This is a genomic window from Roseinatronobacter sp. NSM (assembly GCF_052379845.1).
GTDB lineage: Bacteria > Pseudomonadota > Alphaproteobacteria > Rhodobacterales > Rhodobacteraceae > Roseinatronobacter.
Window position 1 is genome coordinate 1 of record NZ_JBQTCF010000060.1, and the last position, 11,040, is coordinate 11,040.

Here is an 11,040-nt window from a genome sequence, read left to right on the forward strand (position 1 = left end):
TATCACCCCGTCAGAGCAGGGAGACCGGACGGATACCCTAATATAGCATAAAGAGGGTTTCAATCCACGCCCCCGTGTGGGGGGCGACGTCCGTGTCCGATATCAATCCGCGCAAGGCGGTTGTTTCAATCCACGCCCCCGTGTGGGGGGCGACGATCTTCGTCTGCGCCCATGGCGATCTGTTCCATGTTTCAATCCACGCCCCCGTGTGGGGGGCGACTCCTGACTGGCGGGAAGACTATTCCAACACTTACGGTTTCAATCCACGCCCCCGTGTGGGGGGCGACTGCCACGTTGGCAAGGCTGGTTGTCCCGATCTGGTGTTTCAATCCACGCCCCCGTGTGGGGGGCGACGCCGCTGGAATGCGTCAGTTGCAGCACGCTCCGGAGTTTCAATCCACGCCCCCGTGTGGGGGGCGACATTCGGTCACAGTCAGACCGCTTTCCAGTTCATAGTTTCAATCCACGCCCCCGTGTGGGGGGCGACGCCAGCAAGTCCCAGCCATCGTGCAGATGGTCGAGTTTCAATCCACGCCCCCGTGTGGGGGGCGACGGCTTAGGACGTCATGAATCTCCTTCAGGAAGGGTTTCAATCCACGCCCCCGTGTGGGGGGCGACCCTAAACTGTCGGGGTGCGAATTACCCGTGTGCCGTTTCAATCCACGCCCCCGTGTGGGGGGCGACGTCGCGCCCGCCACACCATCAGCGCATTCAGCGTGTTTCAATCCACGCCCCCGTGTGGGGGGCGACGACTCAATAAACAGTGTCGGATGCAACGCAATAGTTTCAATCCACGCCCCCGTGTGGGGGGCGACCGCGCGAGTCGCGCGTCTCAATAGACAATCAAGCGTTTCAATCCACGCCCCCGTGTGGGGGGCGACTTTCGCGGCCGATTACCGCGCGCAATGGGAAGCCGTTTCAATCCACGCCCCCGTGTGGGGGGCGACGTTGCATCTCGCATATGTCACGCTGACCAAAATAGTTTCAATCCACGCCCCCGTGTGGGGGGCGACCGCCTGATAGCGCGTTTGCGATGGGGCCAAGGATGTTTCAATCCACGCCCCCGTGTGGGGGGCGACCGATGACGACGCTGCGACGAAATACGGCGACGTTGTTTCAATCCACGCCCCCGTGTGGGGGGCGACCGCAATCAAGCGCACCAGCCAAAGGACTATCGAAATGTTTCAATCCACGCCCCCGTGTGGGGGGCGACGCTCCGTTCCCGCGACAGCTTGATCTGTTCGGATGTTTCAATCCACGCCCCCGTGTGGGGGGCGACAACAGGCCCGGCACAAGCTGGGCCTGAAAAACGCGGTTTCAATCCACGCCCCCGTGTGGGGGGCGACAATGGACCGCCGCGCGGCGGTCATGGGGGTGGATGTTTCAATCCACGCCCCCGTGTGGGGGGCGACGTATGTCGCAAATGTAAATCGCGCTGATGCGATGTTTCAATCCACGCCCCCGTGTGGGGGGCGACCGCCGTCACCCTTGCGCCCCTTTGCTCTGCCACCAGTTTCAATCCACGCCCCCGTGTGGGGGGCGACACGGGCCGCCGGTGTATGTTGTTGGCCCAAGCGCGTTTCAATCCACGCCCCCGTGTGGGGGGCGACCACTGCCTCAATTGCGGCCTGCACGTTGTTGGCCTGTTTCAATCCACGCCCCCGTGTGGGGGGCGACTCGCTGCTATGTTGTTGGGCGGGCGCCTATAACTGGTTTCAATCCACGCCCCCGTGTGGGGGGCGACAACGTCATCGGTGCGCTGCCGGTGATCGCGCTGGTTTCAATCCACGCCCCCGTGTGGGGGGCGACGTGGCTGCGCGGGCGCCCGTGGGCCGTTTGCAGGTTTCAATCCACGCCCCCGTGTGGGGGGCGACTTTCAAGGCGCTTGCGGCAGGGCGTGATCCAGTGGTTTCAATCCACGCCCCCGTGTGGGGGGCGACGCCCATTGCTGCGCGGCGGCGTGCATCATGCCGGGGTTTCAATCCACGCCCCCGTGTGGGGGGCGACGTGATTGTCCAGTCCACGACATGCTGCGGGGGGCCGTTTCAATCCACGCCCCCGTGTGGGGGGCGACGACCATGCCGCGCGGCTTGCGGATGCAGTAGCGCAGTTTCAATCCACGCCCCCGTGTGGGGGGCGACATGACAAAACGACATTCGCGGTCGGGGTGCCGCTGTTTCAATCCACGCCCCCGTGTGGGGGGCGACATGGCCATGGCGACGATGTAGATGCAGCACAACCGTTTCAATCCACGCCCCCGTGTGGGGGGCGACTTGCAGCGGCCCAGCTGCGCAGATCATCTGCTGTGTTTCAATCCACGCCCCCGTGTGGGGGGCGACCGATCCGTCCGCAGGCCTGCGAAAGCCGCGCGGGGTTTCAATCCACGCCCCCGTGTGGGGGGCGACTCGGTGTTGGGCGTCAGGTCCAGACGGGCACACAGGTTTCAATCCACGCCCCCGTGTGGGGGGCGACCATCGCGGCCAAATTTGCCAACGCTGGAAATGCTTGTTTCAATCCACGCCCCCGTGTGGGGGGCGACATGTGCGTGCTCGCATGCGCGCGCGCACACGCGAGTTTCAATCCACGCCCCCGTGTGGGGGGCGACAGGACATCATGCGCCAGTTTGCGCCGCTTGCTTTCAGTTTCAATCCACGCCCCCGTGTGGGGGGCGACGCGCCCAATCCTGCGTTGCCGAATTGAATATCACGTTTCAATCCACGCCCCCGTGTGGGGGGCGACGTCGGGGCCGTTGACGTAATCCGCGTCGGCAAGGGTTTCAATCCACGCCCCCGTGTGGGGGGCGACGTTGCCCGCCGGATTGGCCTGTGCAATCGACTTGTTTCAATCCACGCCCCCGTGTGGGGGGCGACCCTTCTAGCTTAACAGAATGCTTTCATTGAGCAAAACCCTGTTTCTTTGCGAACATCAGTCAAAGCCAAGTCATCGCGTGCCAATTGTGGCAAACGGTATAAAAATTATAAACAATTTCAAATACTAGGGAGAACTGCGAACATGCCGGGGTTTTGGTGTCCGCTTGGGGTGCGCGGCATCAGATTCCGGCCTGTGTCGAAACTGATTAGAGAATAAGCGCACCGTCGAAATCTGTGGCGGGTTTTGCACCGTGATGTTCGACACGTCGCTTCCAGTTTGATCCAAGGTGGTAAAATCTGAGACTGTCTTCCTTCTCGTTATACTCTGACAGCAGCCGCGCGCGCAATGCTGTCCATGTTGCGGGGTCGACATCGCATTCGAAGACCGAATACTGCACGCGCTGCCCGAAATCGAGACAGGCTTGGGCTATCCGACGCAGCCGGCGACGACCAGCGGCACTATCCGTTTTCACATCGTAGGTGATCAGAACCAGCATTCCTATCTCCAGATGAAGGCGGGGTATCCATCCAGATCACCGCGCAGGTGCCGTGCCAGAAGTTGCGCCTGAACATGGGGAAACAACCCGAAGGGCAGTTTTTCCTTAAGGAAGACATGCTCGATCGGGCTGCGCTTGCGTTCCTGCCAGGCGGTCAGGACGGTCTTGCGCGCCTCGTCTGTCAAGACGACGCCGCCGGTTTCCTGATGCTGAAAACTGCGCGGGCCAAGCTGGCGGCGATTGATCAGCGACAGGCACAGGCGGTCGGCAAGGGGCGCGCGAAACTCTTCCATAAGATCAAGCGCAAGGCTGGCGCGACCGGGTCGGTCGCGATGCAGAAATCCCATCTGCGGATCAAGGCCCACAGTTTCCAGCGCAGCGCGGCAATCAGCGGCCAGCAGCACATACAGGAACGACAACAGCGCATTTGCCGCATCGCGCGGCGGGCGGCGGGAGCGGCCGTTAAACAACATATCCTTCACCCGGATCAGATTGGCAAAAACCGAAAAATAGGCGTTGGCGGCCTCGCCTTCCTGACCGCGCAGCCTGTCACCATCGGGGGCTGCCAGCGCAAGGCGCGCGACATCTGACAGCCGACGTTCTGCAGCGTCCAGACGGCCATCGGGATCACCGTAATCGCGTATCGCCCGACGCAGCACACCGCGTTGATTGGCGGCCTTGGCCGCGACCATAGCGCGGGCCACAGGCAGCGGGTCATTCAGGGTGCGGTCATGCTGTACCCGACGCAAAAGCACATTGCCGCTGACCGGCCCTTCGACACGGGCCAGAAACCGGCCCGACCACCCCAGATATGTGATACAGATACCAGCCTCGGCGCAGGCATGCATCAGTTGCGGCGAAACGCCCACCTGCCCGAAACAGATGATTGCCCCAAGCAGATGCAACGGCGCGCGCCCGCGTTCCTTGCCTTCAAGCTGGACAACGACATTGGCGCCCTCCTTATGCGCCCATGCCCCTTCGGATGTGATGTAAAGGGTATTTAGCAACTTTTTCATTCTGGCACCCCCTGCTCCGCAATCGCGCGTTCCAGCCAGTTTGCGACACTTTGGCTGCGCGCGGTAATTTGCGGACGACAATCCTGTAGCAAAGAGCAGCGGTCACAGCGCTCCGCCTTGTAGCCGGGCGTGGGCAACGTGCCAGCGTCACGGCAGGCGCGCACTGCATCCGCGACCGAAATCGTCAATGCGCGCAACTCAGCGTCAAAGGGAACAAGGCTGCGTCGCCGGGTCTGGCCGTAGAAAAGCGCGCCTTCGGGTATGTTGCAGGCGAAGATTTCTTCAAGGCAAAGGGCCTGCGCACAAAGCTGCACTTCATCGGCACGATGCGTTTTCGGTTTCCCGCGTTTGTATTCAACAGGATAGGGGCGACCGCCACGCAATTCCACGACATCGGCGACCCCATGCAGCCCGTATCGATCGGACCGGATTTCGACCCCGCGCAGCACGCGGATGCCGGGGCGGCTTTCGGGACGTCCTGCATCGGCGCACTCATGCAGCAGCCGCCCTTCGGTGGTAAAGGAGTTTTCAGCCCAGATCCGTTCGATATGGATCAGCGCATACTGGCGCGGGCAATAAAGCCAGTGCTGCAGTGCCGAAAGCGGGATGTCGTCAGAAGGGTTCAATGATCTCTATGCCCTGTGGAAGGTTATCGCTGTTCAGCGTGATCTGGTAATCTGTGAACGCACGCGCGGGGGGCAAGTTATGGGTGCGCGGGTCACCGACCGGGATCGCGTCATCGCCAGAGCGGCGATGGACAGTGACGCGCTCGAACAACCTATGCGCCTGTGCATTGCCAAGCGCGCTGTCATGGCGAAATGCAATCAGGCGGCGCGCAGCCATTTCGCCACGCGCCGCAGAACGGTCAAGGTCAAGCATGTCGCGCAAGGCGGTCCACAGGGTTTGCAGGTCATCTTCGGAAAAGCCGGTTTTCTCTGCCAGTTTGGCATTGATGAACCCATGTGCGCGATACAGGCCATAGGGCACGATATGCTTGCGGCCCATGGTGCGTTCCTTGTCGCGGTCCTTTTCATTGGTAACCGATGATCGCGTGATCGAAATCTCCAGCGGCAGGATGGGTTCTTCTGATCGCGCGAAGGTAATCTGCACAGGGCCGCGCACCTGCCCGCAATTCACGCCTGTTGTCATCACGGCCCCGAAACTGCGGATGTCGAAGAAATTGGCGCACATCCAATCAGTCAAGGATCTCGCTTCAGCCTGATCCTTTGGCAAGCTGGAATAATCATTGCCCTTCGCCGGGGCAACACCCGTGGCGGTCCATGCTTCTTGATGGGCCTCGTTCAGGACCGCGCGTTCGCTCATGTAGATGCGATGCCCCGCATCGCCGCCATGCGAAGCCTCGACATAATTTCTGATCTTGCGCTTGATCGCTACATCCGACACCAGCCCCTGATTGGTTTCAGGGTCCATGCGCGGCAGATTGCCTGCATCAGGGTCGCCATTCGGATTGCCATTGGCCACATCGAAGAACAGCACAAAGTCATAACGGTTTTGTAGGGCGGTCATTCAAAATCCTCCAAGATTGGGTCGGCAGCGGCATCGGCGGCCTCTTCTGGTTTTTGAAAAAAGGCATTCCATTGGTGATAGAAGCCGACAAAGAATTTTCCTTGGTCATCCATGTTCAGGGACATGGGCAAATCCTGCGCGCCATCAAGTAATTCAAGAATTGCCGAGACCGCGCGATCCGCCTTAACTCCGCTTCCGCGCCTCTGATCTGTAACCTTCATCAAGCCCGATCTGTTGTGTTCATAGCCACGCATCAACAAGGGGAAAACGCGCGCCGGATTGGCAGAAGCGCCAGCCAGATATTTGTCGCGGATCGTTGCGTTACGTTTTGCATAGCTTTGCTCAGCATAAGCATAGGCGGCGAACAATCGCCCAAGGCAATAGGCCGGGTTGGTATTGTCTGGATCGAGGCTCACGGGGATTCCCTCCTGTTTGGATACTCGGTTGATGACGGCCTTGCAGATGGCGGCGCGGCGGCCATTGATGTCTCCATCCGCGCGGATGCGCCCGATAACGGCAGACAGAAGCATTCGCGGTAACGGCTGTCCCGTCAGGACAGCGCGCATCACCTGACCGCCCAGAAGCGGAGAGATCGTGTCTGGCTTGGGCCTACCGCCTACCCTGAGTGCGGTCTCATACAGCAGCGACCACGCGGCAGGCGGGCCTTTCCATGGCGCGGGCAGAATGTTCAGGTCGTCCCAGAACTGCGTCACATTGCGCGCGAAATCCCCGAAGGTGCCGGGATACCAGAAGCGTACCGACAACCGTGCCGCATTGGGGGCAAGCCCCAGCATGTAGACCCGCGCCTGCGGGTCCAGCCGTGGGTCACCCCCTGCCCGCCCTTCGGCCACATTCTGCAGCGCCGCGCGCAATTCATTCCGAGCATCCATCTCGTCACGCGGATTAAGGGCATCACCCATCATGATGTCGCACATATTCGCAACTTCCGGGTCGGGCGCTTCGGCCCAAAACGCGACAGTCGTATCTGCAATGCGGATGTTGCGCGCAGACCCGCGCACTAAAAGTGCGTTCAGCGCCGTGCCATAGGCGAAGGCTGCGGATTCAGATACCGGCGCATTGGCGCCCTGCGATTTCCTGAAGGATTCATAGGCGTCATTGTTGAAGGAAATCAGCGATGCACCGGAACTTTGCGCCCCCATGACGCCCTTGATCTTGGGATGAAGGCGTTCGATCGGACCCGTTTCCCCGGACACAAGGCACAGCCCCTGCCCCTCGTCAGCCGGTGCGGAGAACAACTGGGCCGCCGCCGGGCGCGCATGCACAAAACCCGGCCCGGTCCCGTCGTCAAATTCGAACACGATATTCTGATCCAGCGCATCGGTCTGAAAGCCAAGGGTGGTAAAATCCTCTGGCTGCCAGCGTTCCAAAAATCTGCGCAAGGCGATCAGGCCGGGATCGGTGCTGTCGGCCAGCAGGTCCTGATGCGTCTGCACGAATGCCGCATGTTCATCGCCCGTGCGCCTGCCCTGACCGGGGATCAGGGTTTTCCTGCCCTCCCCGGTTTCGCTTTCCACCGCGATGACACCGAAGACATAGGCGGTCTTGTCCCAGAACAGATTGGGTTTGATGCCGGATGTCCGGTTTCCCGCAGGCACCGCCATGGGCACCGGTGCAGGTTTCTTGCCCGCATGGCTGCGCTTGTCGGCCAAACGCAGCGGTGTGCCATCTGTGTCCAGCACCACAGCGAAGGAAATATTCTCGATCGAAAAACCGGGGCGCGGGGCTTCGCCCTTCTCTGCCATGCGGTCATACAACCGCGCAAGAGATGCCAGAATTGTCATCGCACCATTCCCCCGTCGCGCGCGGCGGCCACATCAATCACCCCGTCCACCAGTTCGGCGCGGAAAAACTGCGGCGTCCGGTCATTGGCGAAATCTATGTCATATAGCATCCAGCCCAGATCCTGCTGCCCCCTGAGCGCCGATTGCGGCACATCCTCCACCCAGTCGAAACAGGCCGCAAATTCGCGCAGGCCAAGCGCGGGGCGGTGAAAACACTGTCCCTTTTGCGCGCGGCGGCGGAAAATGTCGAAATGTTTGGCCGGGCTGTCATCACCGGCCTTGTCCGTCATCTCGAAATGCGCCTCGATCACATAGGCCACATCGCGCAACGCCAAGGTGGCGCGCTGCTGGCGATGGTCATCCACCGCCATATGCAGCCCTGACAGATCACCCGAGACCATCGCGGATTTTGCATTGCGCGCTGAAATTTTCGCGCCGACCTCGTTCTTGCGGATATTTTCAAACCGGATGGGGTTGAGGACATGAATACGGTCCACCACCCATGAAATTGCCGGTTTCCAATGCACCGCTTCCAGAATGCCGCGCGCGGCTGATGGGGTGATCACATCATAAGAGACGCGCTCGACCTTCATTTCCGGGCGGGTGAAACAGGCATACTCGCCCCAGATATGCAGTTTGATGCCGTAGCCCACGCAGCCCTCCCTAAGTAATTATATTCCCCAGATCTTCTGGGTCTTCCGGCGAAAACCCCGCCTCCTCATCATACAGACGAATATTATCCAGAACGACAAACTGATCCCCGAACTCATCCGGCCGCACCATATGGGCCGCGCCGAGGCGCACCAGTTCATTGCGAATGCGGGGTGCCACCGAAACAGTGAAGCGCTGCATAGCCCGCGCAATGGCGCCGGGATATTTACCATGTTCCAGCAAGTTTTCGCCCGCATTGTCCAGACCATAAGGACCGGCCCCGATGATCAGCGGGCGGGTCACTTCCTCGATCAGCCGAAAGTCGGCGGCAATATCGGCAAAGGGGAATTCGAATTTCGCATCGGCAATCCGTTGCATGATCTGCCGACTGTCCAGATCGGCACTGCGGTCCCAGTACAGCCGCTTGAAATATGCGCGCACGGCATCGGGGTGCAATGGGTCAGGATAGTCGCGTATAACATCGCGGGCAATAGTGGCATTCAGTGCAAGTTCGGGCGGCGGCGGAAACCCGTCTTCGGGTTCAAAGACAAATACCTGCCCCTTGTCGAGAAGCCCGTTGCGGTTGCAGCGCCCTGCGGCCTGAACAATAGAATCCAGCCCCGCGACAGCACGCCAGACTTCGGGGAAATCCAGATCTACGCCAGCCTCTACCAGCGCAGTTGAAATTACGGGGCCATCAAAGCCATCCTTGATCCGGGCCAAAATCCGCTGGCGGTGCCGCGCGGTCATATTGGTGCTTAGATGCAGCGCCGCACCCTTACCAAGCAGGTCGAACAATACGCGTGCTTGGCGCTTGTTGTTGACAATCACCAGCGCCTTGCGTCCCGCAACGCGATGCGCAAGCGCGTCATTGCTCAATGTTCCCACCTGCTGCACATCCACCCGATTCAGCTGGGCATAAAGGTGGTCCGGGTCGGGGGCGATTTCGCGGGTTTCGGCTTTTACAATCGCCTCTGGCACGTTCAGCCCGTCATCATCGCTGATCGCTGGTTGCGTCGCGGTGCATAGCACCACCGAACAGCCATAGCCACGGGTCAACTCCTTCAACGCGGCCAGACAGGGGCGCAAAAAATTCACCGGCAGCGATTGCGCCTCGTCAAGTATAATCACTGAACGCACGATGCTATGCAGCTTGCGGCATTTTTGCGTGCGGTTGGCGAACAGGCTCTCGTAAAGTTGCACCGCTGTCGTGACGATGATCGGGCGGTCCCAGTTCTGCGCAGCCAGTTTCATGCGTTCTGCAGCATCTTCATCGTCTTTATTGTCGATGTCCTGCTGATCAAAGGCGGAATGATGCTCCAGCACAGCATCATTGTCGCCCAGAGCTTCGCGAAACACATCAGCTGTCTGTTCGATGATCGCAGTGAAGGGCGCTACATATATAACGCGACGAAGCCCGTGGACCAAAGCGTGATCCAACGCAAACCGCAGCGAGGCATAGGTCTTGCCCCCTCCCGTCGGCACTGTCAGAGAAAAGAAGCCCGGTGACAATGCGGCCCGGTCAGCGGCAGCGGCAAGAATCGAGGTGCGCAGCCGATTCAACAGCGACTTGGGCGGCGGAAACGCTTCAAGCGTCTTCGACAACGCATCGCGCAGTACGTGTAATTCCGCTTGTGTGCCGCGTGGCGCATTAGGGGTATAGAAGCGTTCGGTTTCAATAAAATCCGCGTCCACAAGGGTTGAAAACAGCATCCGGGTGAAGAAGTGCACCTCAAAATACGGATTCTCGGGAAGGCTATTCAACGGTACGGATAGTTTCTGTTCCGGCAGGAAAACCCCATCCGGCAGCGCGACATCCTCGCTTTGTTCCAGTCTTTCGCGCAGCGGGGTCGACGGCTTCCCATGCGAGCGTGCCAGACCATTGGGCAGGCCCGAATGATGGCCCGCTATACAAAAGGCAACCAGCTTGCCATTTACGCCCCTAATATGCGCATCCGCATATCGTGCACCTTCGCCACTATGCGAGGTGTTGTTGAGGTTGCCATTCAATTTGTCCTGAAATCCCGGCTTTACCTTGCCAAGGTCATGCAGCCAACCTGCGGCCTCTGCCAAAGGTTGTGCGCCTATTGCGGCTGCATTCTCGCCCGCCGTGCGCGCCACTGCCGCAAGATGATCTTCCAGCGTTTCCCAACAATCTTTCGGCTGGCCAATTACAGAGTGAGCATAATCTATCAAAGGCTATCCTAGGCTGTGATTCTGATAGTCTTGCAAGCTAATTTCGTTGTCGACGAATACCAGAAATTTGCACCATTGCGCTGGAATGAAGCAAGTCATTTATTTCCCCCTTTGTTCTTTCGATCAGCTCGATCAGAGATCGTCAAATCATATTCAAATTCATTTTTTTAGCACATAGTCATCGCGGGTGGCGCATGCGGCCAAACTCAACCCTCGAATCAATTCTGCTTGGCGTTCGTTGGACACTGGGCAATAAGCACTGATCGTGGTAACGACGGAGGCGTGGCCAAGGTTCTGAGACCATGCCTTAAACTCCTCACGCGTAGTGCACTTTTGATCGCCGTATTTCACCAGCATCTTGCGGAAGCTGTGCGGGGCGAACGGCGGAAGGCCAGCGTTGATGAAGGCATTCTTGATTACTTCGCGGATCTTTCCAGCACTTCCATAGGTAGCGCGCGAAAGGCCAATCGTGGCGAAACAG

At 59.6% G+C, this 11,040-nt stretch carries 7 protein-coding genes, 1 pseudogene and 1 CRISPR repeat array; all 8 genes and pseudogenes read right to left on the minus strand.

Features of this window, described 5'->3' with window-relative positions; genetic code table 11:
- The first annotated feature begins 56 nt into the window (after nucleotides 1-56).
- Nucleotides 57-2,870: a CRISPR direct-repeat array (repeat unit 32 nt; unit sequence GTTTCAATCCACGCCCCCGTGTGGGGGGCGAC).
- A gap of 206 nt (nucleotides 2,871-3,076) precedes the next feature.
- The gene (gene cas2, locus ACTZWY_RS18975; protein ID WP_444792279.1) at nucleotides 3,077-3,367 is read right to left on the minus strand and encodes a CRISPR-associated endonuclease Cas2; all 291 of its coding nucleotides are present in this window, start codon (nucleotides 3,365-3,367) and stop codon (nucleotides 3,077-3,079) included.
- Between the two features lie 2 nt (nucleotides 3,368-3,369).
- Nucleotides 3,370-4,383, minus strand: a complete 1,014-nt coding sequence (gene cas1c, locus ACTZWY_RS18980; RefSeq protein ID WP_444792280.1) for a type I-C CRISPR-associated endonuclease Cas1c — start codon at nucleotides 4,381-4,383, stop codon at nucleotides 3,370-3,372.
- Entirely contained in the window at nucleotides 4,380-5,009 is a 630-nt protein-coding gene (cas4, locus tag ACTZWY_RS18985) for a CRISPR-associated protein Cas4 (protein ID WP_444792281.1), read from the minus strand. The genes cas1c and cas4 overlap by 4 nt, the downstream gene beginning before the upstream one ends.
- On the minus strand, nucleotides 4,996-5,910 hold the full coding sequence (gene cas7c / locus ACTZWY_RS18990) for a type I-C CRISPR-associated protein Cas7/Csd2 (protein WP_444792282.1): 915 nt from the start codon (nucleotides 5,908-5,910) through the stop codon (nucleotides 4,996-4,998). The genes cas4 and cas7c overlap by 14 nt, the downstream gene beginning before the upstream one ends.
- Nucleotides 5,907-7,712: a type I-C CRISPR-associated protein Cas8c/Csd1 gene (gene cas8c / locus ACTZWY_RS18995; RefSeq protein WP_444792283.1), complete on the minus strand. Its 1,806-nt coding sequence runs from the start codon at nucleotides 7,710-7,712 to the stop codon at nucleotides 5,907-5,909. The genes cas7c and cas8c overlap by 4 nt, the downstream gene beginning before the upstream one ends.
- Entirely contained in the window at nucleotides 7,709-8,365 is a 657-nt protein-coding gene (cas5c, locus tag ACTZWY_RS19000) for a type I-C CRISPR-associated protein Cas5c (protein ID WP_444792284.1), read from the minus strand. The genes cas8c and cas5c overlap by 4 nt, the downstream gene beginning before the upstream one ends.
- 10 nt (nucleotides 8,366-8,375) lie before the next feature.
- Nucleotides 8,376-10,559, minus strand: coding sequence for a CRISPR-associated helicase Cas3' (gene cas3, locus ACTZWY_RS19005; protein ID WP_444792285.1), 2,184 nt, complete (start codon nucleotides 10,557-10,559; stop codon nucleotides 8,376-8,378).
- A gap of 159 nt (nucleotides 10,560-10,718) precedes the next feature.
- A pseudogene (locus ACTZWY_RS19010) lies at nucleotides 10,719-11,040 on the minus strand (hypothetical protein); the annotation flags it as partial.